The organism is Pseudomaricurvus alkylphenolicus, from assembly GCF_011683955.1.
Taxonomy (GTDB): Bacteria; Pseudomonadota; Gammaproteobacteria; order Pseudomonadales; family Cellvibrionaceae; genus Pseudomaricurvus; species Pseudomaricurvus alkylphenolicus.
In genome coordinates this window covers 599,705-625,438 of the sequence record NZ_JAAQPI010000003.1, presented here as the reverse complement: position 1 = coordinate 625,438, position 25,734 = coordinate 599,705, and the positions used below count along the sequence as shown (strand labels likewise).

Genomic DNA, 25,734 nt, shown 5'->3' with positions numbered 1-25,734 from the left:
CCACATGGGAGGTTGGCACTCAATGCCTCTCTGCCAGAATCAAGTCCACGAGTGCTTTGAGCGCCTTACCCTTATGGCTGATTCTCCAGGCCAGAAGAAGATTGGTGTCTCCACCCGCGCCGGTTTGCGGGTTCTGAATCTCTATTTCAACCAGCTCACCGGAGTCCAGCTGCGGTTGTACTCGTTTCCGAGGAAGGCGCCCGACACCCGCTCCAGCCCTCTGGGCGGCGATTTTCTGTTCCATGGTTTGTACATACAAGTACTTCGAGCCGCCGAACAGACCAATGGAGCGACGCACCCCCTGCACCGAAGTGTCGTGAGCCACCACCATGGGCCGCTGCAGCAGCAATGGATGGTCGGCAGCTACCGGTTGCGGCAGAGAGGCGATGGGGTCGTCTTTCCGTACCACGAACACCATTTGAGCGCAGCCCAGGGGTTCTGTGCGAAATCCCTGGTGCGTCGGTTTGGGGGCGGGGGCACCGATGACGAGATCGACCCGATCCTGTTCCAGAGCTTCCCAGCCCCCGCCCAATATGACCTCCGAGATATCCAGCTCCACATTGGGGTGTTGATGCAAAAAGGGGGTAATCCAACCAAACAGCTCTTCACTGTCGATAATGCCTTCCACGGCAATGCGCAGCCGAGGCTCCCAACCGGTTGCCGTTTCCCGCGTTAAATCCACCAGACGCTGACTGGCCGCCAGTAACTCACGACCCTGCTCCAGTAGAACACGACCGGCTGGAGTCAGCACGGAGCGCCGCCCCTGACGCTGAAACAGCGTGACGCCCAGCTGTTCTTCCAGCTTCTGCACGATGTAGGAGAGTGCAGACGGTACTTTGTTCAATTCTTCCGCTGCCTTTGCAAAGCTCTCTCGCCGCTCAATACAGTCAATAACTTGTAAGGCCTCTAAAGTTAAGGGATTTTTATAATTCATAAATGTTCAAATAATTTGAATTAATTACTCAAAAATAGCCGGTTATTGAATTTTTGGCAATCCGTAAACTGGACTCATCGTTAAGCAACCCCACAAACAAAGGCAACAAAGAGGATCGAAAACATGAATACCCTGATTGCGAAGCTCACAGAAAGTACCTCCGGTATTGACACCCTTCCGCTGCGTGTAGGCGCAGGAATTGTATTTGCGGCCCACGGTGCGCAGAAACTGTTTGGCTGGTTTGGTGGCTACGGCCTGGAAGGCACCGGTGCCTGGATGGCATCGATCGGACTTAACCCCGGAGAGCTGATGGCCGCACTGGCCGGTGGCGCGGAGTTTTTCGGCGGTCTGGCGCTTATCGTCGGATTGCTCGTTCGCCCGGCGGCACTGGTGCTGGCGGTAACCATGCTGGTGGCTATTTTTGCAGTGCACATTGGCAATGGCCTGTTTATGAGCAACAACGGCTACGAATTTGGCCTGGCATTGTTTGTGATCAGTGCCGCACTGGTTGTGCGAGGTGCGGGCAGCATAAGCGCAGACCAGTTCATCCATAACCGCGTTCAAGTGTCCTGAAAGCAGACCGAATACATCAACGAGAGGATTTAACAATGGGATTACTGCAAAACGGCCAATGGGTAGACCAGTGGTATGACACCAAAAACAATCAGGGGGAATTCAAGCGCCAGGAAAGCCGCTTCCGCCATTGGATTACCCCCGACGGAAGCGCTGGTCCTACAGGCAATGGAGGTTTTAAGGCTGAGCCGGGTCGCTATCACCTGTACGTATCCCTGGCTTGTCCCTGGGCTCATCGGACGCTGATCTTTCGCAAGCTCAAGGGGCTGGAGTCCCTGATCAGTGTCAGTGTTGTGGACCCCTTGATGCTGGAGCATGGCTGGAGTTTTAGTGGCGGAGACGACCTCTACGGTCTCCATCACCTCTACCAAGTCTATTTGAAAGCCGCTCCGGATTACGAAGGAAGGGTAACCGTGCCGGTACTCTGGGACAAAAAGACCCAGACGATTGTTAACAACGAGTCGGCGGAAATCATTCGGATGTTCAACAGCGCCTTTGACCACCTGACTGACAACACTGACAACTATGCGCCTGAAGTGCTGTTGGCCGACATAGATGCGATCAATGAGCGCGTGTACCACAACATTAACAACGGTGTGTATCGGGCGGGCTTCGCGACCACCCAGGAGGCCTACGAAACGGCATACCGGGAACTGTTTGAGACGCTGGATTGCCTGGAGGCGCAATTGCAACAGCAGCGTTATCTGGTGGGCGATTGCATCACCGAAGCCGACTGGCGCCTGTTTACCACGCTGATACGGTTTGATGCTGTCTACCATGGCCACTTTAAGTGCAACCGCCAGCGTCTTGAGGATTATCCGGCGATCTCCGCCTATGTGCGCGAACTCTACCAGGTGCCAGGCGTGGCCGACACTGTGGACTTTGGGCACATCAAAGAGCACTACTACGGTAGCCACAAAACCATTAATCCAACGGGCGTTGTGCCAGTGGGGCCGGATATCGATTATACGGTCGCACACGCAAGGCAATCCTTGAGCGAATCACGGGAGGTGGCCTGATGAGCCCATTATCCAAGCGATCGCTGTTGCAGACCGTCAATGCGATGGCGGCCAGTGATGGTGACGGTGTAAAGATCTCACGCCTGGCAGGCCGGCAGTTGAACGCGGCGATGGACCCGTTTCTAATGCTTGACGAAATCAACTCCGATGCTGCCAGTGATTATGTCGGTGGTTTCCCTTCTCATCCTCATCGCGGGTTTGAAACCATCACCTATATGAAAGCAGGGCGCATGCGCCATCGGGACCATATGGGCAATGAAGGTGTGATTGAGGCCGGGGATGTGCAGTGGATGACAGCCGGCCGCGGTGTTATTCACTCCGAGATGCCCGAGCAGGAGCAGGGCTTGTTGCACGGATTCCAGATCTGGCTGAATTTGCCGGCTGATGAAAAAATGAAACCGGCCGCTTACCGTGACATCCGCTCTGCGGAAATTGCACAAGCTGCGTTGGCCTCCGGCGCGGTAGTGAGATCGATCGCTGGTGATATTGAGGTGGCTGATCCGCAGCACAGCGACGCGGTTCAAACCGTTCACGGGGCGCTACCCGCTTTTACCACTGAGCCGGTACTGGCAGATGTGATGCTGCCGTCGGGAGCGGCAGTGGATTTGAGCTTTGCCGGCGAGAACCCAGCCATGGTTTACGTTTACGGCGGCAGTACGCTGGAACTTAACCGGCGGCAGATGGGTTTTTACGGTCCAGGCGACAGGCTGCTATTGCAGGCGGGGTCGGAAGGTGCCCGGGCGCTGGTGCTCGCCGGCAAGCCCCTGGCAGAGCCTATCGCCCAGTATGGCCCGTTTGTGATGAATACCCGAGAGCAATTGGAACAGGCGCTGGAGGATTATCAGCACAACCGCCTGGTCCAATAATCCGCTCTCGGGAAATGCATCAGTCAGCCAGAAATTCCTCGACTTTTTCCACCATTTTAGTGGACCCTACGATAAACGGAGTGCGCTCGTGCAGTTCACCGGGCTTAAGGTCGAGGATACGCTGGCCGGGGCTGGCAACCGCCTTGCCACCGGCCTGTTCCGCCAGGAAAGCGATGGGGTTGCACTCGTAGAGTAGGCGCAGTTTGCCGTTCGGGTGGCTGGACGAGGTTGGGTACAGGTAGATGCCGCCCTTGATCAGGTTGCGGTGGAAATCCGACACCAACGAGCCAATGTAACGGGAGGTATAAGGCCGATGGGTGGCCACGTCTTCTTCCTGACAGTATTTAATGTACTTCTTCACACCCTCCGGGAAGTGAACATAGTTGCCTTCGTTAACCGAGTAGATGTTGCCGTCTTCAGGCGTGGTCATATTCGGATGCGAGAGGCAGAAAACCCCCAGGCTCGGGTCATAGGTGAACCCGTTTACGCCATTGCCGGTGGTGTAAACCAGCATGGTGGAGGAGCCGTAGATCACATAGCCGGCAGCCACCTGCTTGTTGCCCGGCTGCAGGAAGTCCTCATCAGTAACCGGTTGCCCCTTGGCGGAAACCCGGCGATAGATCGAGAAAATGGTGCCCACCGATACGTTAACATCGATATTGGAGGAGCCGTCCAGGGGATCCATCAAGACCACATAGTCTCCGTCCTGGCTGTTGCCTTCAAAATTGACGTACTTGTCTTCCTCCTCTGAGGCGATTCCGCAGACCTCACCGCGCGCCTGCAGCGCCGACTTGAATTTGTCGTTGGCGTAGATGTCGAGCTTTTGCTGTTGCTCCCCCTGCACGTTCTCAGCACCGGCGGCGCCGGTAATGTCTACCAGGCCGGCTTTGTTGATTTCGCGGTTGACCACCTTGGCCGCCAGGCGAATGGAGGAAAACAGCGAGCTGAGTGCGCCAGTGGCGTCGGGATATTCGGACTGGCATTCAACAATGAATTCGCCGAGGGTTTTGGTCATGGACATGGAGGGTACTTATTCCTGAGGGCTGGTGAGCAAAGGTGTAAGTGTCGCTTTTGGCGATGATTTGTCAATGGCAATTGGACGACAGATTGCAAACAGGCTGTGAAATGGGGGATAAAGTGCCGTTGTGGAAAATAATGTCGGTTTGTGAAAAGCTAAATTAAGGGATTTCCCTTGTTTTTAACCTGGCTACAGAAGACCTTATTGAGAAGATCGCACCTATGAAGACTTCGCCGGTCACGATTATCCAGACCAAGCTGTTTCCCCCGGTGTCTTTGTCGGCGACCGTGCTGAGAGAGCGCCTGTTGAGCAGTCTCCTAAAGCAAGGGCCGGCGCGACTGACGCTGCTGCAATCGTCAGCGGGGTTTGGCAAGAGTACCGTGTTGGCCCAGTGGCGGGATCGGCTTGCCGGGGCCAGCGCCTGGTTATCGCTGGACAAGGACGATGCCGATCCAGGCCGGCTGCTCAACTATCTGATTGCCGCCTTGCAGGCCACCGGTCTTATCAACGGCGAGGAAGCCCAGCGCTGTCTGGATGGGGGCGGCCAGCTGCGAGCCCATGACGTGGTGGGTTGCCTGATCAATGAAATTGTCGACCTGGATCAGCCCCTGACCCTGTTTCTGGACGACTACCATCTGGTGGACTGCCCGGAAGTGGCTGCGGTCATTCAAGATTTGATCAACTTCTCTCCCGCCAACTTTCATCTGGTGATTGCTTCGCGGACAATGCCGTCATTGCCGGTAGCGAGCCTGAGGGCTTCCGGCGGGATTACTGAAATCAGCGAAGCGGACATGCGATTTGATCAACAGGAGGCCACCAGGTTTTTCCTTGATCTTCGCGGGTTGGATCTCAGCACCCTGGAGGTGCAGGAGCTTAACCGCAAAACCGAAGGCTGGATCGCCGGTTTGCAACTGGCAACGCTGTCGCTGCAGGACGCCGAACAACGCCAGCGGTTCATCGATGGCTTCCGCGGTGATATTAGAGCCGTCGCGGACTATCTCGCCGCCGAAGTGCTGAGCCAGCAGAGTCAAGAGGTACAGAACTTTCTACTGAAAACGGCAGTATTGGAGCGAGTAAACGCGGAGTTGGCTGACCGCCTCACGGGCGCTGCCAATGGTCAAAAGCTGTTGGAGCAGCTTGAAGAGAGCAACCTGTTCCTGGTGCCATTGGACGATGTTCGCCGCTGGTACCGTTACCATCATTTGTTTCGTGATTTTCTGCTGGCGCGTCTACAGCGGGATATGCCCCATCAGATTTCCCGGTTATCCCTCAAAGCATCGCAGTGGTTTCTCGACAAGGGCATGGCGGAAGAAGCCATCAATTACGCGCTGGAGTCGGATGAAGCTCATCACGCAGCGCAGCTGCTGGAAACCCACGCATTGGCCCTTATCTATGACGGTCGGCTGCCACAGGTGGATCGCTGGTTGCGTCGGGTGCCGGAGGAAATTTACAGCCATAGCTATCGTCTGCGCTCCTATCACTGCTGGGCGCTGATGCATATGGGGCTATGGCAGAAGACGGATCGCATTCTGGACAACACCGAACGGGACTTGCACCGGCAACAGCAGTCTCATGACCCCCTGAGTGAGCGGCGGGCCCGTTTGATTCAAGCGGAGATCAATGTGCTGCGGCTGGCCAATGCCGTGATCAGTGATGATTTTGCCGGTGCCGCGAGACTGGGCGCTGAACCTCTGCCGGATGAACAGGAGTTTTCCTATTTTGCGGGCACCCAGGCCAATGCCATGGGGTTTCTGAGTATGTCCCGCAGCGAACTGAGTCAGGCGCTGGCCTGGGGGCAAAAGGCGCTGGTGCGTCACCGCCAGAGCGGCTCGGTCTATGGACAGGTCTACGCTCATGTGTTGATGGGCTTATCGTTGCTGGCCCGCGGCGCTCTGCGCGAAACATTGGAACTGATGGAGGCGGCGGAGAGACTGGTGATTAACGAGCTTAATCACCATGGTTTCAGTGCGGCCATGATCAATGTGCTCAAAGGCTCTATCTACTACGAGTGGAACCAGTTGGATCGTGCCAGAGATTTGGTCGCTGACAGTCTGGCCCTGGTGGAGGAATGCGCGGCGCTGGATATTCGCAATCTGGCGTTTGTGACACTGGCGGGTATCGAGCAGGCCCAGGGGCATGAACAGGCGGTGCATGAGTGCTATGAGCGGGCATTGGTCAGTTTTCGTGAACGGGGTATTGACCGGACCCGCTTGTATTTGGGGTATCAGCAGATCAAGTCATCTCTCGCCAAAGCGGAGCATGGGACCAGGGACTCCCTCCTGACAGCGCTGGAATCCCAAGCGGCAGAGCTGGGGATTGATCTGACTAGCTCCGAGCCGGCACCGCCCCAATGGAACGATGGCCATTACTATCGAACGCTGATTGCCGCACGCTTATGGCTGGCGCGAGGCAATACTTCGCAAACACTGATGGCGCTGCCAGCGCTACAGTCCTTGACCCGCAAGGCAGGCAGGGAGGCCATGGCGCTGGAGGTGGGATTGCTGCAGGCGCGGACACTGCTGCAGGCCGGTGAACGCCAGCGGGCATTTTCCTGTGCCTTGGAGGTGCTGGAAGCTTCGCGTCGTGAACATTACCAGCGATTATTCCTGGACGAAGGGGATCAGGCCAGATCGCTTTGGCTGGGGCTGCAACAATACTTGCAAGAGAGCAGCAACCCGGCGCCCGTCAGCGAGCAAGTGGACGGGATTCTCGCGGCGACACGCAAGCCTCAGCCCCAGTATGATCGCGCCGGCGTCATAGAGCCCTCAGCCACCGCAATAGAGCCCTCAGCCACCGCAATAGAGCCCTCAGGCGCCAGCAGGTCCGCAGAAGATCAAGAGCCTCTCGCGGATGGGGTTGATGAGAAGCCCCTGGCAGGAAGTGAACAGACCTCAGCGCACGATCTGGTAGAGCCCCTCAGCCCCCGGGAAAGCTCCGTCCTGTCGTTGATGTCCCGGGGCCAGTCCAACAAACAAATAGCCAGTGAGCTGTCGCTATCCGTCAACACCATACGCTGGCACGTCAGCAATATCCTCTCCAAGCTCGGCGCCAGCAACCGCACAGAAGCGGTTACCCGCGCACGGGAATTGTCTCTTAGCTAGTGCCCGTCCACCCGTCCTTTTGGACGGGTCGCCTGATGGCGACAATACCGTCCATTTGCATCGGTTATTTGATACTGCCCTTCGCTATCTTAATCGGAAATAACACCGGTCGAGAGGCAGAGAATAATCATGAACAACAAAAAACATCCATTGAGTCAGACTCTGGTATCACTATTGGCCACCGCAGCCGTTGGCGGCTTTCATGGCGCCGCGAGTGCCCAGGGTTTTAGTATTGAGGAGATAGTGGTCACCGCTCAAAAGCGAGAACAATCCCAGCAGGACGTCGGTATCAGTATTTCCGCGTTTGGCGAAGATGCCATTGAAAAGCTGGGGCTGGGGGATATGGAGCAGTTGGCGGCAGCCATTCCCAACCTCCAGGCGCTGGACGAGGCGGCGGGTCTGCCGTCATTCCGGATTCGCGGCGTGGGGCTGAACGAGTTTCAGGCGGGCTTTGACAGCCCGGTGGGTATTCACCTCGATGAGGTATTTCTGAGCAAGCCTTTCCTGGCCTCTATGGGCTTTTTTGATGTACATCGGGTTGAAGCCCTGAAGGGGCCGCAGGGAACCGTGTTTGGTCGCAACACCACCGGTGGTGCTGTGAACTATTACAGCAACCGCCCCAGTCAGGAGTTCGAGGCGGGCCTCAAGGCCAGTTATGGTCGCCATCAGCGATTCGAAACCGAGGCATTTGTAAGCGGTCCACTCAGTGAGAATTTGCTGGGTCGGGTGGCAGTGCAAGCCATCGACCAGCAGGAAGGGCCTTATCGCAATCTCTTTAACGGTGATCAGCCCGGTGAGATGGAACAGTATCAGGTGCGTGGCCAGCTAAACTGGCAGGGAGAGGAAACCGATGTTCTGTTGAGTATGCACTGGGGTTCGAAAGAAGCTGAGTTGACCCCTTATGATAATTTATTTCAAACCGTGCCGGGTGGAGCTCCAGATACCGCTCCGAGCACGGATCCCATTGCCCGCTATACCGTCAATCAGGATTATTTTCCGACCACCGACAGTGAGGCTGTAGGAGCCAGCCTGCGTATTGAACATGAAACGGCATTGGGTACTTTGACATCTCTGACCGCTTACGAAACTTTTGAACGGGATAATCGCGAAGACAGCGACAACACTCCCCTGGCCACGGTGAATATCGATTGGTATTCCGATATTGATCAGTTTACCCAGGAGCTGCGCCTTGGTGGCAGCCGTGACAGCTGGACTTATCTGGTCGGCGTCTATTACGAACGCGATGAATTAACCACCGTCGAGCGTACCAATGCCTCCGATCTGATCGGTTTGCAGCTGGGAGCGGATCATGAGATCACCACAGATTCCTTGGCACTGTTTACTTCCCACGAGTTTTCTCTCAGTGACAACCTCAGTGTGATTCTCGGTGCCCGCTATACCAAAGAGGACAATGAGATTGAAGGCGATACATTTGCGGCTTTGCCGTCAGCGCTATCGCACGGCGATGAAAATCGCATTCTTGAACTGGACCGCTTTGATATTCCAGAGGTGTTCGGTGCCGATCCCGCGGATATTCGCCGCGATCGCAGTGACGAGGATTTTAATATCAAGTTGGGTGTCAATTATTTTCCAAGCGCGGATCAATTGCTGTTTGCGTCGGTCTCTACCGGTTTTCGCAGCGGCGGTTTTGATCTCGCCTTTGGTGCCACGTCGTTGGAAACCTTTGATCCGGAAGATGTAACCGCTTGGGAGCTGGGCTACAAATCTTCATGGTGGGAGGACACCTTAACGTTAAATGCTTCTCTGTTTTATACCGAGGTGGAGGATTACCAGACCAACGTGAATCTGGCTGGTGAGCTGGTGCCCCGTCGACGCAATATCGGTGTGTTGGAAAGTCAGGGTTTGGAACTGGAAGCCGTGTGGCAGCCCAACCACCACTGGCGAATTCAGCTGTCTGCGGGTTATACCGACGCGGAAATTGCAGAGGTTAATCTGGATGCAAGCGGGCAACCTTTCTCGGTAGACGGTGTGCCTTTAAAGGGCAATCAACCGGTAAATACACCTGAGCTGAGCTTGGGGGCCATTGTCGGTTATCACCGCTCGCTGTCTGACTCAATAGGTCTTGAGTTGGTGGCCAACTACAGCTGGAACGACGAGCGCTATTTGGAGATACAAAATGCTGACGATCACTGGGTGGACAGTTATCACACGTTGGATTTGAGCGCTTCTCTGGTGGGGGAGGATGGACGCTGGCGGGTGACGGCCTGGGGCAAGAATGTAACGGACGAGGATTATCTGCGTTATATCAACGATGTGCCGGCGTTTGGTCTGTTTCTCGCCATCAATGCTGAACCCGCTAACTACGGTGTTTCTTTTTCTTATCAGTTTCAATAATTCGCTTGTCTGAATATTGTCTGCAAGTTTATTGCGATGTGGAGGTAAACAATGAAAACAGGTTTTGTCTGGCATGAAAGTTACGCGTGGCATGATACCGGCAGTCATGCGGCACTGATTCCGGCGGACGGAAAAACGGTGCAGCCGGATACGCATGGCGAGGATCCGGAAACCAAGCGGCGTTTTCGCAATTTGCTGGAGATGAGTGGTTTGTGGGATGAGCTGCAGCAGATTAAACCGCGTATGGCGACGGAGGAGGATGTGTTGCGTTTCCATACGAGGGATTATCTGGAGAGGGTGAAGCATCTGAGTGCCAATGGTGGCGGCGAGGCAGGGCCGTTGACGGTCTGTGCGCCGGGCAGTTACGAGATTGCATTGCGCTCGACGGGTGGTGTCTTGGCTGCAATGGATGCGGTGTTGAATGGTGATGTTAACAATGCCTATGCGTTGGTGAGGCCGCCGGGTCATCATGCGATGCCGGACGAAGGGCAGGGGTTTTGTTTGTTTGGCAATGCGGCCATTGCCGGCAAGGTGGCGCTGGCGGAGCGGGGGCTGGAGCGTGTCGCGTTTGTGGATTGGGATGTGCATCATGGTAACGGCACAGAGGCGGCGTTCTGGAGTGATTCCCGTGGGCTGACGATTTCGATTCATCAGGATCGTTTTTTTCCGGCGGACCGGGGTTTGATTCATCAGATGGGTGAGGGCGACGGTGAAGGGTATAACATTAATTTGCCGATGCCTCCCGGGTCCGGGGTTGGGGCTTATGTGGCGGCGTTTGAGCGGGTGGTGGTGCCGGCGCTGCGTCGTTATAAGCCAGAGTTGATTGTTGTGCCTTCGGGGTTTGATGCGGGGGCAATGGATCCGTTTGGTCGCAATATGATGCACAGTGATGGGTATCGTCAGCTGACTCGGATGTTGATGGCGGTGGCGGATGAGGTTTGTGATGGCCGTTTGTTGATGTGCCATGAGGGGGGGTACTCCCGGGCGACGGTGCCGTTTTATGGGTTGGCGGTGATGGAGGAGCTGAGTGGTATTGATACCGGAGTGGCGGATCCGTTTTTGGAGATGGTGAGCGGGTTCGCCGGGCAGGAGTTGCAGCCGCATCAGGAGCAGGTGATTGAGAATGCCCGGGAGTTGGTTTATCGGGTTGGGTAATTTGGGTGCCTCAATTGGTGGTTGGGGAAGCCGTTCTGGGAGTTGGGTGCCTTAATTGGTGGTTGGGGGTAGCCGTTCTGGGAGTTGGGTGCCTCAATTGGTGGTTGGGGAAGCCGTTCTGGGAGTTGGGTGCCTCAATCGGGTGGCTGGCGGCAGTGTTTTCGGAGCGGTCGGGCGGCCATCCTGGCTGCCCTCAGTCACCAAAAAGCCCGGCAAAAAACGCCGGTCTTTTTGGCTCTTTCGGCGCCCTCTTTAATGCTCCGAAAACACTGCCGCCAGCCACCCTTGGTTCTGTAGTGCTCGTGTTTTTGATGGCTGACTGACAACACAACAGCGTACTCCGAGAGCGACCGGTCGACCTCGGGCTGCTACGGCAAGTAGTGCCACAGCCGGTGAAGTAAACACTGTTCAAATTAAGATCTCTCCTCTTGGGGCCGGTTTTGCCGGCCTGTTTTTTATTTACGGGATGTAATGTACACCCGAATACGAGTGCAAGTGCCGGGAGCGGCGCTGCTCAAATTCACTCCGGGCTATAATTTTATCCCTTCCAGTTTCAGCAATTTGGTTTTGATGGGAAGCCCGCCCCGATAACCTGTGAGTTTGCCGTTGCTGCCGATAACGCGATGGCAGGGCAGTACGATGGAGATGGGGTTGCGGCCATTGGCCATGCCGACGGCGCGGGAGGCGCCGGGGTTGCCCAGTTGTTTGGCCATGGCGCCGTAGCTGGTGTGCTGGCCGTAGGGGATGCTGGCGAGTATTTTCCAGACGCTTTTTTGGAAGTCGGTGCCCTGGGGTGAGAGGGGCAGCTGGAATTGTTTGAGTTCTCCGGCAAAGTAGGCGAGCAGTTGGCGTTTGGCTTCGGCGCAGGGTTCGGGGTTTTGCTGCCAGGACGGGTCTATGGGCAGGGGGCAGGGACTGTCCTGGAAGTCGATGTTGCAGATGCCTTCGTCGTTGGCCACAACGATGATTTCGCCGACGGGGCTGTCAAAGGTGTCGTAGTACACGCCGCTGCTCCGTGTGATTGAGTAGGTGTTGTGGTGAGCATACGCCAAGGCCAGTGAGAGGACTAGCCGAATTCGGACATGTTCACGGTTTTTGATCTGGCGTCTGCCTGCGTGTCTGATTACCATGTCTGTTGTGTAACAGTATTTCCTGGGAGAGGAGTGCGTCCAGAGATGACGACGTCTGGTCACCATGACCGTGCGACAGAGACGCCGGCCCATTTGGGCTGGTTGTTCGGTTTTGTCAAACCCCGCTGGCGTGGGTTGCTGGGGGTGTTGTGTCTGTCAACACTGGCCACGGGTATGTCGCTCGCTCAACCCTGGATTACCAAGTTGTTGATCGATGATGGCTTGCTGGGTCGCAATCTGCCGTTGCTGGCGTGGTTGTGCGGCGCGATGGTGGTGCTGAGTCTGGTGTCGAGTGTATTGGGCGGGGTGAACCAGTATTTTTATACCCGACTGTCGGCGCATATTTTGTTTTCTCTGCGCTCCAGTGTGTACCAGCATTTGCAGCGGTTGTCGCCGGCATTTTATGCCCGTCGCAGTCGCGGGGATTTGCTCAGCCGGGTGAATGGCGATGTGGCGGAGATTCAACGTTTTGCCACGGACGGTGTATTGGCGTCTTTTAATGGTGTATTGGCGTTGATGGGCAGTCTGGTGATTCTGGTGAGTCTGAGCCCGCTGTTGTCGTTGTTTGCGTTTGCGCTGTTGCCATTGCAGGTAATGTATTTGCGTCGTATGCGGCCACGGATTGAGAAGCAGACTCATGTGGTGCGGGATCATACGGGTAAGCTCGGTGATTTTTTTGTCTCTACGCTGTCGGCGATGAAGTTTATTCAGGCTTCCAATGCGCAGGGGCGGGAGAGCAGGCGCCTGGAGGATCTGAGTGAGGCATACCTTGGCGATCTCTTGCGTCTGAATATTCTGAATTATGTGACCTCCAGTGTGCCGGGCCTGTTGCTGGTTGCGAATACGGCATTGATTTTCTTGATCGGCGGTTATTGGGTGGTGAGCGGGGAGTTTACGCTGGGAACACTGATGGCGTTTACGATTTACCTCAGTCGTGCCACAGGGCCAGTGCAGACGTTGTTGGGTTTGTATGTGGCCAGTCAGCGGGCGCGGGTCAGTCTGGACAGGATCGGTGAGTTGATGTTGGCGCAACCTGCGGTGGAGGAGGTTGCCAGTCCAAAAACGCTGGCCGCGAATACGCCCGGAGCGATTGTCTTGCAGGGAGTGAGTTTTTCCTATGAAGGTCGGCATGAATCTGTCTTGAGTAATGTCGATCTCAGTATTGCGGCTGGCAGTAAGGTGGGGGTGTTTGGTGCTTCCGGCACGGGTAAGTCGACGTTGATTGATTTGCTGCATCGTCACTGGGATCCGCAACAGGGGTTTATTGCTATTGATGGCACGCCGCTGCAGGAGCTATCGCTGCGCAATCTTCGCCAGCGTGTCGCGGTGGTGGGGCAGGAGACGGTGTTGTTTGCCGGCAGTATCGCCGAGAATATTGCCTATGCCAGTCCCGATGCCAGTCGAGATCGTATTGAGCAGGTGGCTCGTGCCGCACAGCTGCACGATTGGATTGATTCACTGCCGCAGGGTTATGACTCAGAGGTGGGGGAGCAGGGGCGTTTGCTGTCCGGTGGCCAGCGGCAACGTCTGTCGATTGCGCGGGCGTTGTTGCAGAATCCGCGCATCCTGATTCTGGATGAGGCTACGGCGGGTGTTGATCTCGCCACCGAGGCGGCCATTATTGAGGAGGTCGATACCCTGTTCGGTGATTGCACGCGGGTGGTGATCAGTCATCAGGCCGGTCCTCTTCGCAATGCGGATCAGTTGTTAAGACTGCGTAAGGGGCAGTTCGAACCGGTGGATACCTCTGATGAGGCCTTATTCCAATGAGTGTGAAAGTTGGACTGCTGGACAGCGGGCTGGCCCCTGAGTTGGTGGATCGGGTTTGCGCAAGTGTTGCTTTAACGGGAGAGCCCGGTGAAGCTCTGATTGACCGCATTGGCCACGGCACACCGCTTTCTCGAATATTGTGGCAACAGGCACCGGGTGTCGGGTTATTGGTGGCAAAGATCTTTGATGATCGGCCGGTAACCTCGGCGGATGCCGTCGCCCAGGGTATTCGTTGGCTGGTGGATGCCGGGGCCGATGTTATCAATATGAGTTTCGGTTTGCGTGAAAACCGGGATGTGTTGCGTGAGGCCTGCGACTACGCGGAACAGAGACAGGTGTTATTGGTGGCATCCACACCGGCGCGGGGTGCAAGGGTATTTCCAGCCTCTTATGCTCAAGTCGTGAGTGTCACCGGAGATATTCGTTGCTCCCCCGGGGAGTTTTCCAACTTGCAGAGTCAGAGGGCAGACTTTGGGGCTTGTCCCTATTATCGCAAGGAGGATCAGGAGCAGCGCCAGATCGGCGGTGCCAGTTTCGCCGTGCCTTACATTTGCGCAGGCTTGGCCAAACTGATTGCTTCAGGCTTGAGCCGACAAGAGGCGTTATTGAAACTCCGCCAACGTTGTCGTTTCCAGGGCGAAGAGCAGCGCTAATTTACATCAACTTACGCCTGGGCTTGAGCCGCTAGCGGCAGTTCACCGATGGTCTCGCTGTCGATGGTTTTCACCAAATGCAGAAAGCTGTAGGCAGCAATGTTGGTGATGCCCGGTGTTTTCGAGCGCCAGGGTTTGCCGGAGCCGATAAACGGGGTCAAACCTTCCATGGAGGCGGAGATAAACAGCGATACCTGTTCTCTTTCGTCATCACTCAGCCCCGGATTAATCAGTCCAACCAACTCGTTAATGTCCAACCGCGCTTTGTGATACAGCTCGTTCATCCGCTCCGCCGCCGTCTCGTCATGGTTGGCCATGGCCCAGAGCTCAGGGAAGAAGTTAGTGGTTTCCGGGGTGTTTAAATCTTCAATGATCAATCGGATGACAGCGACGAACTGATCCTCGGGAGCGGTGCCGGCCTCGGTTCGAACGTTTTCGAAATCCTGCAGGTAGCCTACGATGACGTGGTCGAGCAGATTGGCGATCAGGTCTTTCTTGGTCGGGTAGTAGTAGTGCAGGTTGCCCACCGTAATTCCAACGGCAGTGGCAATTTTGCGCATGCTCAAGCCGGCGTAGCCGTTGGTGATGAGTATGTCTCTGGAGGCCTCCAGAATCTGCAGGATTCTTTCCTGGCCCTTAACGTAGGTGCCGGTTCCGGGGCGGTGCAGCTGCTCTAGTTTTTTCATAGAGTACATCCAAGAAGCACATTGGGGGACTGTAAACCGAGTGTGCCCAATTTAGGACGACCGGTCAAATTTTATAATCAACTGAAAAACCGGGTATTCGGCTAAATAACAAAATGATCTAGTTTTTTTCAAATTTAGGACGGTAGATCTATTTTCAAGGCAAGGCTCCTCTGCTAGCATGATTAAGAAATAGATCGACCGTCCTATAAATTTAATCGATCTTATAAATCGACTTAAAAAGCCACGTTTAGCATAACGGAGAGATAACGATGAGCGATGCTTCACTGAGCCCTGAACTGCAACAGGAAATCGACAGCATTTACGAAGTGGCCCAAAGGGCCGCACAGGAGTTCAGCCACTTCCGGCTTGAACAGGTTCAGGCCATCGTGGACCGGGTCGCGGCTGCGGCGGGTGATAAGGCCGAATACTACGCCGACTGGGCAGTACGCGAAACGGGTTATGGGGATGTGCAGGCCAAAGTGGCCAAAAACCTGGCGACCTCTGTGGATCTGCTCAAAACCTACAATATTGCCGACTATATCGAACCTTCCATCGATGCGGAAAAGAAGATGTTCCGCATTCCCAAGCCTGCTGGCGTGGTGCTGGCGCCCATGCCCTGCACCAACCCCATTATGACCGTTAATTTTAAAGTTTTGGCCAATCTGATTGCCCGCAACGCGGTGATTCTGTGTCCGCATCCGGCGGCCAAGGAGTGTTCCGTACACGCCGCGGAATTCCTGGCCGAAGTGGCCGAATGCATGGGCGCTCCCAAGGGATGTGTGCAGATTATCCGCGAACCCAATATCGAACTGGTGAATGTTCTGATGCGTGATCCGCGTACCAGTCTGATTATGGCCACCGGTGGAGCCGCGCTCGTACACGCCGCCTACAGTTCCGGCAATCCTGCGGTAGGTGTCGGTGCCGCCAACGTCCCCTGTTATGTTCACGAGAGTGCCGACATTGAACAGGCCGGTGCCAAAGCAGTGATCGGTAACAGTTTTGATAATTCTCTGCCTTGTACCAGCGAGTCTGTGGTATTGGCAGATCGCAAAATCTCCGATCAGCTTAAGCAGGCAATTATTGCCGGCGGTGGCCTTTTTGTTGATGGTGAGGATGCCCAAAAGTTGCGTGACTTTTTGTTCCCCAATGGCGTTGGTAATCCTGCCGCACTGGGCAAGAGCCCACAGTGGATGGGTGACGCCGCCGGCGTTGCGATTGCGGAAGGTGTTAAATCCATTGTCTTTGAAATCGATCGTATCAGCCACGATGAGCCGGTGAGCAAAGAGAAAATGTTCCCGGTAATGGGCTTTATGACCGTCGATGGAGGCATTGAGGGCGGCGTAAAAACCGCACTGGATATGCTCGATCTGATGGGCAAGGGACACTCGGCCGTAATCCATGCCAATGATGCCGATGTGGTCGCACGTTATACCTCTGCGCTGCCCGTCTGTCGCATTGCCGTCAACTCACCGGGTATGACCGGCAACGCCGGCCTGACCACAGCTCTGGCGGAAACTGGAATGGTCGGTACCGGCTTCTTTGGTGGCAGCTCTTCCGACGAAAATATCGGGCCTCAACATTTGATTCAGCACACCTATGTGGCTTACGACTCTGATCCCTCCATTCAGATGGGTGGCATTGAGTCTGCTCTCGCAAGCTAAGTCTGTCAGACGGCACTGCCTGCCGGTGAAATTGCCGGCAGGCAGCCGGGATGTGATTGAAGAAAATGGGAGAACGATAGTGGTAAAAAGTTTGAACTCGGTTGTACGGCGCCTGGTGGCACCGGTGGGTCTGTGGACGGCAACCATGTTGGCTCCGCTGTATGCGACAGCGGAAATCAATGCCGGAGAGGAGTTGTTGCGCAACCGCTGTATGGGTTGTCATGTGCCTGAACAGAATGAGCCTTTGCAGCTCAGTCGCATCAGCCATCAGCGTAAGACGCCCGAGGGCTGGCTGATGAGTATCGCCCGCATGCAAATGGTACACGGTGCGCAGATTACCTCAGACGAGCGTCGCACCCTGGTCAAGTTCCTCGCGGACACCCAGGGCCTGACGCCGCAGGAGAGTGCGCCCTATCGCTATATTCTGGAGCGTCGTCTCAATCACATCGAAGACAAACAACCGCAACTGGCCGAAATGTGTGCCCGCTGTCACTCCGAAGCGCGGGTCGGATTGCAACGTCGGGATGCCGGTGAATGGGAACACTTGGTGAATTTTCATCTGGGCCAATGGCCCAGCATTGAATATTCCGCCATGGGTCGCGATCGAGATTGGCTGGGCCTGGCCCTGAATGAGGTGGTTCCGTTTCTGGATAAAAACTACGGCCTGCAAAAAGATCACTGGCAGCAATGGTTGGATTCCGAAAAAGCCTCTCCAATCGGCGAGTGGCGATTGGTGGGCAGCATGCCCGGTCGAGGTGACTTTCACGGTGTCATGAAGGTGATTGCCGACGGCGAAGATCGCTATCGCCTTAATTTGACCGGCAAGTTTGCGGATGGTAAATCACTGCGTGGTAAAGGTCAGGCGCTGGTCTACAGTGGTTACGAATGGCGCGCCGATATCACTTTGGGCAAAGAGAAATTCCAGCAGGTGCTGGCAATGAACCCACAGGGTGATCGCTTCGAAGGCCGCATGTTTCTGAAACAGCAGGAAACCCTTGGTGTAAATCTGACGGCGTCACGCGCTGACAAGCCAAGTCTGTTGGCGGTGAGCCCGGCGTTTATCGAAGCAGGCAAGTCTCAGCAAATTTCTGTACGCGGTACTCAATTGAGTGGCGATGTATCTTTAGGGCCGGGTATCGAAGTTCTGAAGGTTCTCAAGCGCGGTAAAAACGAGATTCGTCTGAAAGTACGTGCTCGCAAAGGACTTGAGACCCAGGCGCTGGATGTGCGCGTGGGTGAGCAGAATCTGGCCGGTGGTCTGCGAGTGTATGACCGCATTGATTCTCTGCAGGTGTCACCCGCCTATGCGGTGGCTCGTGTTGGCGACGGTGGTGGCAGTCAGGAGAAAGTGAAAGCGGCGTTTGAAGCCCGCGCCTACGGCGCCGGTGAAGACGGTGTGAATGGCACCGCGGACGATATTTATATCGGCACTATGCCGGCAAACTGGAGCCTGGCTCCCTTCGATCAGCAGGCCATTGAAGACCGCGATCTGGATTTCGTTGGCAAAATTGATCGCCGCACCGGTGTGTTTACACCCGCTGCCGCCGGTCCCAACAGCAAGCGCAAATACGGCACTAACAATGCCGGTCGTATGAGTGTGATTGCATCGGTAGGTCAAGGTGACAACAAACAGGAAGCCAAGGCCGAACTGATTGTGACCGTGCAACGCTGGAACAATCCTCCGATTCGCTGATAGAGGTTGGGATATGAACTCCGTAGTTAAAATCATTCCGCAAAACAGCCACCGCTTTCGAGACGGTGAACGTGAAATGCTGTTCCACGTGCCGACATCCAGCGTCTTTGAGCTGGACCAGGCGTCCTCGGCGGCGCTGGAGTCGCCAAACGCCAGCGACGTGGATGAGGCCCTGTTGGACGATTTCCAGGCTCTGCAAATTGTCGGGCGGGACTCCAGTGAAAAGTCGACCATACCCGATATCGGAGACTTACCGCTGGCAACCCTGGTGCTCAATGTGAACACGGGCTGTAACCTGAGCTGCAGCTATTGCTACAAGGAAGATCTGGATACGCCCGCCAACAGCCAGCGCATGAGTTTCGACACCGCCAAGGGTTCCATTGAAATGCTGATTGCGGAGTCGCCCGACCAGCCGCGCTATAATCTGGTGTTTTTTGGCGGTGAGCCGCTCACCAATATGCCACTGATCAAAGAGGTTGTCGCCTACGCCGAGCATCGCTTTGAGTCGCTTGGCAAACCGGTGGACTTTTCTCTGACGACCAACGCCACCATGCTGACGCCGGAAATTGTCGATTTCTTCCAGCAGCATCGCATCGGTGTGGCCATTAGTATGGACGGGCCGGAAACCATCCATAACAAAAATCGCATTACCGTCGGTGGGCAGGGCACTTATCATGTGGTTCGCCGCAAAGTGGATTATTTGCTGCAAAACTACAACGCTCGTCCTGTGGGTGCGCGGGTAACCCTGACCAAAGGCACCACCGATATCGAAGCCATTTGGGATCACCTCAAAAACGAAGTGGGATTTGATGAGGTAGGGTTTGCGCCGGTGACGTCAGGCGATGTCAGTGACTATAACCTGCCCGAAGACGAGCTGCAGCAGGTGTTCGATAATATGAAGGCGCTGGGGCAGCGTTACATCGATGCCGCCTGCAACAACATCAATATCGGCTTTTCCAATTTTCATCAGATTCTGACCGATATTCACGAGGGCACAAAAAAGGCGCTGCCCTGTGGTGCAGGCGTGGGCATGGTGGCGATCGACCATGCCGGTGGCGTTAACCTCTGCCACCGTTTTACGGGTTCTGATTTGCCACTGTTCGGCTCTGTATCCTCTGGTCTCGATACGGACGGTCTCAAGGCGTTCTTGTCCGAGCGCCTGGATCGTGCGGACAAAGGTTGCAACACCTGCTGGATTCGGAATCTTTGTTCCGGTGGCTGCTATCACGAAAGCTACGCCCGCTATAACGATCCGCAGCAACCCACTTATCACTACTGTGACCTGATGCGCGACTGGATCGACTTCGCGCTGCAGGGCTATGCGCGCATCATGCGCGAAAATCCGGAATTTATCGCTCGGGTCATTGCCCCCCGGCGAGGCACCCAGTAAGGAGATTTGCCATGAAACACCTTAAACCCATCAACAGCAAAGCCCATCAGGTTACCGCGGCCCGTAAAGAGGACACCCTCGAAGAAGTCGTCGCCATGCAGACCGTCGTAGGCTGCACCGGTACCACCGATCCGGGTTGGGAAGTGGATGCCTTTGGTGGCGTGGCCGGGCTCTGCCAGCCGATGGAATCCGATTTGTACGGTTGCGCCGATCCCTGCTGGTGGCCTGCACAGGTGCCCGATGTGATGAACACCTATCCGGACTGGGATAAGGGGGCGGATTCTGCCGGTAGCGACTGGCGCAAGCTGGGCGAAGTCTTCCCCAGCGACAAATAAGCAAATAACACAATGACATTATAAAAGATGGTGAGAGAGACTATGTTGATGCGATGGATGTTCACTGCCGCACTGGCCCTGAGTGGTATTGGCGGGAGCCTGCAGGTCGCGGCGGCCGATGAGCGGGATTACATGGTGGTGGTGAATCGACCCAATAACCTACACGTCATCGACCTGGCCAAGGAGCAACTGGAACGCAGTTGTACGCTGCCGGGCGATTCGGCGCCGGGCACCGTGGCCATGTCGCCGGATAATCGTATTGCCTACGTCTTGGCGGGTCGGTTTGGAAAAATCTGGGGTGTGGATATCAGTAACTGCGAGCTCACCTTCTCGGCCGAGCTTTCTTACGACAATGTACGGGTGAAAAGTCTGGCGTCGCTGGCAGTCAGTCCGGATGGCAAGGAGATTTACACCATCCACAACCCCACTCGGATTATGAACGATCACTATAAAGTGCTGGACAGCCAATTTGCGGTTTATCACGCGGGTGATGGTCTCGATGCCAAACCACAGCGTTTGTACCCGGTCCCCCGTCAGATCAATATCATGCAGACCGGCGACAACGGCATGGTGTATATGTCCGGCGCGGACGTCTATGCGATGGATCCCAAGAGCGGTGATCTGAGCGTTGCTATTGCCAGTCGTTCCGGTGTTCGTCCCGGCTACGGCCAGCCGGATATTCTTACTGTGTGGCCCATCGGCCGTGTCAGCAATGAATTTATTCGTATGTATTCCGTGGCCAAGTATGGCGATGTTGAAAAGAGCCCGGAGGCAACTGAGTACTTCTGGGGATATGAACGGGTTGATCTCACTACTGGCGAGACAGCGGTTGAGGATTTTGCACCATTGGAACAGGTATTGTTCACCGGTATGCACCGCCCCGGCCACCCCAATGAGTTCTATGCGGTGTTAACCCAGCTCAAGCGTCACGACGTTAAGGCCAAAAAAGTGATCAAGAGTATTGATCTGGAGCGTACTTACTACTGCATTAACTTTTCCACGGATGGCAGCAAGCTGTACCTGGCGGGAACCTATAACGATATTGCGGTTTATAACGCGGAGACTCTGGAAAAGCTGGGCAATATTCATTTGCCCGGCGGCGATATGTCCATGGCGACCAGTCAGGTGTTTTCCGCACCGGTCTCTCGATTAGCCAGTAACTGATAGTTTGTTTAATAACAAAAACCAATACCCAAAAAACACTTTGTTGAGAGGAGAGAGTGTTATCAAAACGATAAATCCAACCCGTAAAGTTTTTACTCCGCTGTTGTTGTCCGCCGCAGTTGCTGCCGGTGGTGCCAGCGCCTCGGTGCTAGAGGAGGTTGTGGTTACGGCACAAAAACGCGAGCAAAGCATGCAGGACGTAGGTATCGCCGTAACGGCGTTCACCGGTGATCAGCTCAAGCAACTCGGCTACTCCAATGCTCAGCAGGTGACGGCCATGTCGCCGGGTGTGACCACCATTCAGCCCAACGGGCCGTCTTCCTACTTCGTTAGCGTTCGTGGTGTGGGCCAGAACGATTTCTCCGGAGACCACCAGGAATCCCCTGTAGCGATCTATATTGATGAGGCCTATGTGAGTGCGGCGTCCGGTGCCGGTTTCCAGCTGTTTGATATCGAACGCACGGAAGTCTTGCGTGGCCCCCAGGGTACACTGTTTGGTCGCAACGCCACCGGCGGTCTGGTGCACTATGTAACCCGTAAGCCCACCGAGGATTTTGAAGCCTACGCCGAAGCAAAAATCGGCCGCTTTAATAAACGCACAGTCGAAGGAGCCGTCAGTGGTGGTCTGGCCGATGGGGTTGCCGGTCGTTTCTCGTTTGTTCGCAATGAGCACGACGGTTTCGTAAAAAACAATATCGGCAAGGATTTGAGCAACGGCGATGATTGGGCAGTACGTGCACAGCTGCTGTTTGATCTGGGCGACAACGGTGAGTGGCTGCTGAGTGCCCGAGCCGGTGAGCAGGATATCGATGCCGGTTTCTTTGAGCACAGCTCGGCACGAGTGAACCCGGAAACCGGTCTGGGTGAAGACTTTAACGGCCCTGACCTGGTGGGCGACGGTGGTTCTGACCAGACACCCTGGCAGGAGCCCGACGATGGTGTGCACCGAGGTTCCTATAACTTTATCGGTCATAACAAGATTGAATCCCAGGGGGTGACCAGCAACTTCCAGTGGAGTTTTGAAAACTTTGATTTTGTCGCAATCACCGATTTCTGGCACCTGGAAAAGGACTACGTGGAAGACTCGGACGCAAGCCCGGCGGAGTTTTTTAATTTCTATCTGCGCAGTGACCTCGATCAGTTTTCTCAGGAATTTCGTATCAGCGGCGACAGCGACAACCTGCGTTGGGTAGCCGGTGTGTTCTACCTGAATATCGACGGTGAATTTGGCAATGGCGGTTATGCCGAGAACTTCTTCTCTGCCGCACTTGGGGTTCCGTTGCAGGGCACCGGTGCGGGGCTGGACAATCCGTTCGAAACTGAGACGGATTCCTATGCCATCTTTGGCCAGTTGGAATTTGATATTACTCCCAACCTGACGGCGATCGCCGGATTGCGTTGGTCCCGTGAAGAGAAAACCACGGAGTATCATTCATCATTGGTGAGTTTTGATTCGCCGGAAAATCTCAACGTTATTGATCCCGATCCCCTGGGACTGGGTGGTACCTATTTCAGTTTCAGTAAGGCGGGAGCCACGAGCTCCGGCATGGATGTTTCCGGTGGTGCCTTCAGCCCTGATTGGGCAGAAATCGACGACGATCTCCTCACCGCGAAGCTGGAATTGGATTGGCGTGTCGGAGAAGATACCCTGCTTTATGCCAGTTTTAACCGTGGCATCAAGGCGGGTGGTTTTAACGCACCGCTGGACTCCACCGATCTGATTGATGGTGATCCGTCCAATGGTGGTCCCGAAGAAATGAAGTTCGATGAAGAGGTGCTGAACGCCTACGAAATCGGTTTTAAAACCACATTGTTTGATGGCTTGGCCCGTTTGAACGGTGCGGCCTATTACTATGACTACAATGACTACCAGGCTTTCCGTTTGGAGGGGCTGACTCAATATGTTTTTAACACCGATGCCGAGGTTAAAGGCTGGGAGCTGGAGCTGCAGGCCACGCCTGTCGAAGGTCTCGATGTATTGTTGGGCGTCGGCTATATCGACAACGTAGTGGAAGATGCCTACCAGTTGCCTTCCGGGGAGCTGGTGGATCGCACGGCGGTATTGACACCGGAGTGGAACCTGAACGGCCTGGTACGTTACGAGTGGCCGGTAGGCGCCGGCATGGTGGCGGTACAGGCCGATTTCACTTATATGGATGATCACTACTTCCAGTTGAAGAACTCGCCGGTGGGTGCTGAGGACGCTTATACCTTATCCAACGCTCGTGTTTCTTATACCAGTGAGGACGATACCTGGGTAGTGGCGGCATTTGTGAATAACCTGACCGACGAAGAGTACCGTACGATGGTATTTGACCTGGCTGGTACCCCGGCTGAGGGTGGCTTTGGTATGGCGGAAAACTATTACGGGGCGCCGCGTTGGTGGGGTGTCAGCTTTTCCTATAACTGGAATTAAGTGTTGTTCTGCGACGATTTAACCATCGTCGTATTTTTGTCAACCTCCCTTACTTGCCCCGCATTCGCGGGGCGTTTTTTTATTTGAAGTTACAGAAAAAACGGATGTTGATTGAATTTCGGCTTTAGTGGCAATGTCTCTTTAGTGCCATAACCGGAAGTTCATAATCCTGGTTCAGGGCACCATGGGCCTTCGATGATGTCCGCAACGGCCGCACGACGTAGGGTGGATTAGAAGCGCTTTGCGCTTCGTAATCCACCGATCCGCCGAAGGTTTAAATTGGTGGCGGCCGTGTATAAATCACCTGTTGCAGGAACATTCAAGGGTGTTAAAAACCGGGCCGCAGCCAACGAACATCTCCGGCAGAACCGGCGGATTACGGCGCAAGCGCCTAATCCGCCCTACGCATAAACAACGCCGTCAGAGTACCAATCCTGCGAGTTTCTAAGACCGGTTATGGCACTAAACGGCTATGTTAAACGATACTGTCTCAACCATGCGTAAGCTTGTTTCACTTCTTGCAATGGGCATTGCAGCTGTTGCGCAGCGGTCTCGGGCGTAATCTTTTTGGATTTCAATAATTCCAACAACGGAACCAGAGGCACTCCATTGACCTGCCAAACCCCCAGGGGCTGGTCCGCCGTCACCACAACCGGCTGTGAATCAATCATCCCCTCCAGAATCACCGGTCGTGTTTCAATCCGCGCCGGTTTTGACAGTGGTTCCGGGTGTGCAGGTTCCAGATCCGGCCAGTCGCGCCGCTGTTGCCAGAAGCGTTGTTGCGGCCAATGAGTCTCTTGCTGATAAAAATCCCGCCCCACCCGCGCCAGTTGTCCGTAACGTTGTTCTATACGACGGCGATAAAAGTCGGCGGCCAGTTGCAGCCGTTCAGGCTTCTGTCGCAGAGTGTGAATCACGGCAATCGCTGTCATCGCGCCGCTCAAGGATTCGAAAATTCCGTGGCCCGAGAGTGGGTCAGGTGCCAGTGCCGCATCACCCACGCGCAGATAATTCTCTTGCACCAGATCGCTGTGTAACGTCATGCCTGCACCACAGGCTCTGACTTCACCGGCAGGAGTGCCCTGGCGGATCCAGTTACGTGCAGCGGAGAACCCGTTCAGGAGTTGGTCGTATCTTTGTTGAAGGGATAAGCCCTGTGTTTGAGTTTCGTCTTTGAGCTTCGCTGCCGTCATTATCTGCAGTACGGCGTTGCCCTCGGCATCACAAATGTACCAGCCCCAGCCTTGGGCAAAGGTGGCCAGGTGACTGGCGCTACTGTTCGGCGGCAAACGCCAGGGGCGGGACATGGCCAGTGCCGCGGGGCCGAGGCTGGCTCTGGAGCCATGAGCCGGTGCGCCGCGACCCCGGGCTTCAACAAAAAAGCGAGCGCGCTGAGCTTGCCGCCCGCCTTCCTGTTCGATCTTTAGTGTCCAGTGATCGGAGTCTCTATGGTTTTTTACCATTTTACCGGCAATAAGGGTTACGCCTGCGGCTATGGCGTCTTCCAATAATGCGGCATCGAAACGAGGGCGGTTAAGCACAAATTCGCGATTACGGGAAGTTTCTTCACCATTCCAGACGATGTGTCTGGCCACCTGTTCTCCGGCTGCGTCGACGGCATGGTGACAGTGCAATTGTTGCAGCGCAGACAGTGTGTGATGTGAGATACCTTCGATCGACAGGCGACGACGAGGCTGGTGAATCAAAACAACGCGATAACCCAAACGGCTAAGACCAATTGCTGTGGCGCTGCCGGCGGGACCGGCGCCAATAACGGCGATATCATAACTTGCTTCGTTCACTACGCTGCTCTTG

19 protein-coding genes are annotated in these 25,734 nt (G+C 55.2%); 14 read left to right on the top strand and 5 right to left on the bottom strand.

The window, feature by feature from the left end; genetic code table 11:
- Positions 1–19: 19 nt before the first annotated feature.
- A complete protein-coding gene (locus tag HBA55_RS11385; RefSeq protein WP_166990670.1) occupies positions 20–934 on the bottom strand; it encodes a LysR substrate-binding domain-containing protein in 915 nt (304 codons plus the stop codon).
- Positions 935–1,057: 123 nt separating this feature from the next.
- Between HBA55_RS11385 and HBA55_RS11380 the strand changes: the two genes are divergently transcribed.
- The 3 genes from HBA55_RS11380 to HBA55_RS11370 are packed head-to-tail and all read left to right on the top strand — an operon-like array spanning position 1,058 to position 3,392.
- A complete protein-coding gene (locus HBA55_RS11380; RefSeq protein ID WP_166990667.1) occupies positions 1,058–1,507 on the top strand; it encodes a DoxX family protein in 450 nt (149 codons plus the stop codon).
- Between the two features lie 35 nt (positions 1,508–1,542).
- Complete coding sequence (locus HBA55_RS11375; RefSeq protein ID WP_166990664.1) at positions 1,543–2,526, top strand: glutathione S-transferase family protein; 984 nt, start codon at positions 1,543–1,545, stop codon at positions 2,524–2,526.
- Complete coding sequence (locus HBA55_RS11370; RefSeq protein ID WP_166990661.1) at positions 2,526–3,392, top strand: pirin family protein; 867 nt, start codon at positions 2,526–2,528, stop codon at positions 3,390–3,392. Before HBA55_RS11375 ends, HBA55_RS11370 begins: the two co-directional genes overlap by 1 nt.
- Positions 3,393–3,411: 19 nt before the next feature.
- Here HBA55_RS11370 and fbp read toward each other — a convergent pair whose 3' ends face one another.
- A complete protein-coding gene (fbp, locus tag HBA55_RS11365; protein WP_166990658.1) occupies positions 3,412–4,413 on the bottom strand; it encodes a class 1 fructose-bisphosphatase in 1,002 nt (333 codons plus the stop codon).
- Between the two features lie 218 nt (positions 4,414–4,631).
- On the opposite strand from fbp, the gene HBA55_RS11360 reads away from it, so the two are divergent.
- The 3 genes from HBA55_RS11360 to HBA55_RS11350 all read left to right on the top strand — a co-directional run bounded on the left by HBA55_RS11360 (position 4,632) and on the right by HBA55_RS11350 (position 11,021).
- Positions 4,632–7,511 (top strand): winged helix-turn-helix domain-containing protein, encoded by a 2,880-nt coding sequence (locus tag HBA55_RS11360; protein ID WP_166990655.1) that lies wholly within the window; start codon positions 4,632–4,634, stop codon positions 7,509–7,511.
- 129 nt (positions 7,512–7,640) lie between these two features.
- The gene (locus HBA55_RS11355; protein ID WP_166990653.1) at positions 7,641–9,866 is read left to right on the top strand and encodes a TonB-dependent receptor; all 2,226 of its coding nucleotides are present in this window, start codon (positions 7,641–7,643) and stop codon (positions 9,864–9,866) included.
- 51 nt (positions 9,867–9,917) lie between these two features.
- Positions 9,918–11,021: a class II histone deacetylase gene (locus HBA55_RS11350; RefSeq protein WP_166990649.1), complete on the top strand. Its 1,104-nt coding sequence runs from the start codon at positions 9,918–9,920 to the stop codon at positions 11,019–11,021.
- Between the two features lie 530 nt (positions 11,022–11,551).
- Here HBA55_RS11350 and HBA55_RS11345 read toward each other — a convergent pair.
- The gene (locus HBA55_RS11345) at positions 11,552–12,025 is read right to left on the bottom strand and encodes a methylated-DNA--[protein]-cysteine S-methyltransferase (protein ID WP_338109398.1); all 474 of its coding nucleotides are present in this window, start codon (positions 12,023–12,025) and stop codon (positions 11,552–11,554) included.
- A 171-nt stretch (positions 12,026–12,196) separates the two neighbouring features.
- Here HBA55_RS11345 and HBA55_RS11340 point away from each other — a divergent pair, with 171 nt between their 5' ends.
- Complete coding sequence (locus tag HBA55_RS11340; RefSeq protein ID WP_166990643.1) at positions 12,197–13,921, top strand: ABC transporter ATP-binding protein; 1,725 nt, start codon at positions 12,197–12,199, stop codon at positions 13,919–13,921.
- The gene (gene qhpE / locus HBA55_RS11335) at positions 13,918–14,574 is read left to right on the top strand and encodes a subtilisin-like serine protease QhpE (protein ID WP_166990640.1); all 657 of its coding nucleotides are present in this window, start codon (positions 13,918–13,920) and stop codon (positions 14,572–14,574) included. The genes HBA55_RS11340 and qhpE overlap by 4 nt, the downstream gene beginning before the upstream one ends.
- 11 nt (positions 14,575–14,585) lie before the next feature.
- Here qhpE and HBA55_RS11330 read toward each other — a convergent pair whose 3' ends face one another.
- Positions 14,586–15,260 (bottom strand): TetR/AcrR family transcriptional regulator, encoded by a 675-nt coding sequence (locus tag HBA55_RS11330; RefSeq protein ID WP_166990637.1) that lies wholly within the window; start codon positions 15,258–15,260, stop codon positions 14,586–14,588.
- A 269-nt stretch (positions 15,261–15,529) separates the two neighbouring features.
- Here HBA55_RS11330 and HBA55_RS11325 point away from each other — a divergent pair, with 269 nt between their 5' ends.
- The 6 genes from HBA55_RS11325 (at position 15,530) to HBA55_RS11300 (ending at position 23,919) form a co-directional block, all read left to right on the top strand.
- The gene (locus HBA55_RS11325) at positions 15,530–16,921 is read left to right on the top strand and encodes an aldehyde dehydrogenase family protein (RefSeq protein WP_166990635.1); all 1,392 of its coding nucleotides are present in this window, start codon (positions 15,530–15,532) and stop codon (positions 16,919–16,921) included.
- 79 nt (positions 16,922–17,000) lie between these two features.
- Positions 17,001–18,614: a quinohemoprotein amine dehydrogenase subunit alpha gene (peaA, locus tag HBA55_RS11320; protein ID WP_206019712.1), complete on the top strand. Its 1,614-nt coding sequence runs from the start codon at positions 17,001–17,003 to the stop codon at positions 18,612–18,614.
- Between the two features lie 13 nt (positions 18,615–18,627).
- Positions 18,628–20,004: a quinohemoprotein amine dehydrogenase maturation protein gene (peaB, locus tag HBA55_RS11315; RefSeq protein WP_166990632.1), complete on the top strand. Its 1,377-nt coding sequence runs from the start codon at positions 18,628–18,630 to the stop codon at positions 20,002–20,004.
- Positions 20,005–20,015: 11 nt separating this feature from the next.
- The gene (qhpC, locus tag HBA55_RS11310) at positions 20,016–20,339 is read left to right on the top strand and encodes a quinohemoprotein amine dehydrogenase subunit gamma (RefSeq protein ID WP_166990628.1); all 324 of its coding nucleotides are present in this window, start codon (positions 20,016–20,018) and stop codon (positions 20,337–20,339) included.
- 42 nt (positions 20,340–20,381) lie between these two features.
- Entirely contained in the window at positions 20,382–21,503 is a 1,122-nt protein-coding gene (gene peaD, locus HBA55_RS11305) for a quinohemoprotein amine dehydrogenase subunit beta (RefSeq protein ID WP_166990624.1), read from the top strand.
- 103 nt (positions 21,504–21,606) lie between these two features.
- A complete protein-coding gene (locus HBA55_RS11300; RefSeq protein ID WP_206019710.1) occupies positions 21,607–23,919 on the top strand; it encodes a TonB-dependent receptor in 2,313 nt (770 codons plus the stop codon).
- Positions 23,920–24,389: 470 nt separating this feature from the next.
- Here HBA55_RS11300 and qhpG read toward each other — a convergent pair whose 3' ends face one another.
- A complete protein-coding gene (gene qhpG / locus HBA55_RS11295; RefSeq protein WP_166990621.1) occupies positions 24,390–25,721 on the bottom strand; it encodes a flavin-dependent monooxygenase QhpG in 1,332 nt (443 codons plus the stop codon).
- Positions 25,722–25,734 lie beyond the last annotated feature (13 nt).

Excerpts from the sequence above, each read along its gene's own strand:
- qhpC (WP_166990628.1), top strand. The coding sequence starts at position 20,016 with ATGAAACACCTTAAACCCATCAACAGCAAAGCCCATCAGGTTACCGCG.
- peaD (WP_166990624.1), top strand. The coding sequence starts at position 20,382 with ATGTTGATGCGATGGATGTTCACTGCCGCACTGGCCCTGAGTGGTATT.
- HBA55_RS11360 (WP_166990655.1), top strand. The coding sequence starts at position 4,632 with ATGAAGACTTCGCCGGTCACGATTATCCAGACCAAGCTGTTTCCCCCG.
- HBA55_RS11330 (WP_166990637.1), bottom strand. The coding sequence starts at position 15,260 with ATGAAAAAACTAGAGCAGCTGCACCGCCCCGGAACCGGCACCTACGTT.
- HBA55_RS11385 (WP_166990670.1), bottom strand. The coding sequence starts at position 934 with ATGAATTATAAAAATCCCTTAACTTTAGAGGCCTTACAAGTTATTGAC.
- HBA55_RS11325 (WP_166990635.1), top strand. The coding sequence starts at position 15,530 with ATGAGCGATGCTTCACTGAGCCCTGAACTGCAACAGGAAATCGACAGC.
- HBA55_RS11375 (WP_166990664.1), top strand. The coding sequence starts at position 1,543 with ATGGGATTACTGCAAAACGGCCAATGGGTAGACCAGTGGTATGACACC.
- HBA55_RS11355 (WP_166990653.1), top strand. The coding sequence starts at position 7,641 with ATGAACAACAAAAAACATCCATTGAGTCAGACTCTGGTATCACTATTG.
- HBA55_RS11350 (WP_166990649.1), top strand. The coding sequence starts at position 9,918 with ATGAAAACAGGTTTTGTCTGGCATGAAAGTTACGCGTGGCATGATACC.
- HBA55_RS11380 (WP_166990667.1), top strand. The coding sequence starts at position 1,058 with ATGAATACCCTGATTGCGAAGCTCACAGAAAGTACCTCCGGTATTGAC.
- peaB (WP_166990632.1), top strand. The coding sequence starts at position 18,628 with ATGAACTCCGTAGTTAAAATCATTCCGCAAAACAGCCACCGCTTTCGA.
- HBA55_RS11340 (WP_166990643.1), top strand. The coding sequence starts at position 12,197 with ATGACGACGTCTGGTCACCATGACCGTGCGACAGAGACGCCGGCCCAT.
- qhpE (WP_166990640.1), top strand. The coding sequence starts at position 13,918 with ATGAGTGTGAAAGTTGGACTGCTGGACAGCGGGCTGGCCCCTGAGTTG.
- fbp (WP_166990658.1), bottom strand. The coding sequence starts at position 4,413 with ATGTCCATGACCAAAACCCTCGGCGAATTCATTGTTGAATGCCAGTCC.
- HBA55_RS11370 (WP_166990661.1), top strand. The coding sequence starts at position 2,526 with ATGAGCCCATTATCCAAGCGATCGCTGTTGCAGACCGTCAATGCGATG.